Annotated in this window: 1 protein-coding gene; it reads left to right on the top strand. The window is 57.5% G+C overall.

Annotated features, from left to right (window positions below):
• Positions 1-86 precede the first annotated feature (86 nt).
• Positions 87-653 carry a thylakoid membrane photosystem I accumulation factor gene (locus NW837_RS13805; protein WP_011432764.1) on the top strand — a complete coding sequence of 189 codons (567 nt, stop codon included), beginning with the start codon at positions 87-89 and terminating at the stop codon, positions 651-653.
• Positions 654-701 lie beyond the last annotated feature (48 nt).

Genomic DNA, 701 nt, shown 5'->3' with positions numbered 1-701 from the left:
AGAGCAGAGCAGGCTCAGGGCTACTGAAAGCCCGCTCCGTACCGCTTTAGCGGTCGGAGTCGGGTAGTTTACAAGAGGATGAGATCATGCTGTTGCTTCGTATCTTCCTGGTGGCTCTGCTCATCGCTTTGACAGGTTGGTTTTCCCCTCCCGCCAGTGCTCTGCTCAACGACGACCGTTACGATGGCAACATCTTTGCCCTCTACGGGGCCAACGGCGGCATGATCCCCCCCCGCGTTTCCTTGAAGCAGGCGAAAGAGCAAGGGATCCCGGCCCTCCTCGTGTATTACATCGATGACAGTAGCGATTGCAAAAAATACGCCGCCACCATTGCCAACCTGCAGGTTCGCTACGGGCTGGGGGTCTATTTCATCCCCTATTCCGTCGATTCCCTCCTGCCCGGCGACGAGCGCGGCCAATACTACACCGGACAAGTGCCTCAAACCCTCCTCTTCGACCCAGAGGGAAATATCGTCTATCAATCCGTCGGCAACCGCCCCATCACCGAGGTGGAAAACGCTATTCGCGCCCTCTTCAAGTTGGATCCCGTTCCCCCAGGGCTGATCAAAGCCAAACCCTTCAACGAGATCCAAACCGGATTTGCCGGATCCCGTTCTCCCCAAGCCTACCCCCCCACAAAAGCCCAGCCGTGACGGCCAATCCCGATCCCTTTGATCCTCTCGAGGCTCTGCAGGAAAAAC

This window comes from Synechococcus sp. R6-10 (assembly GCF_047461815.1).
Classification (GTDB): domain Bacteria; phylum Cyanobacteriota; class Cyanobacteriia; order Thermostichales; family Thermostichaceae; genus Thermostichus.
Note: the sequence above shows the minus strand (reverse complement) of the source record. Positions and strands in the feature narration are given on the sequence as shown.

Excerpts from the sequence above, each read along its gene's own strand:
- NW837_RS13805 (WP_011432764.1), top strand. The coding sequence starts at position 87 with ATGCTGTTGCTTCGTATCTTCCTGGTGGCTCTGCTCATCGCTTTGACA.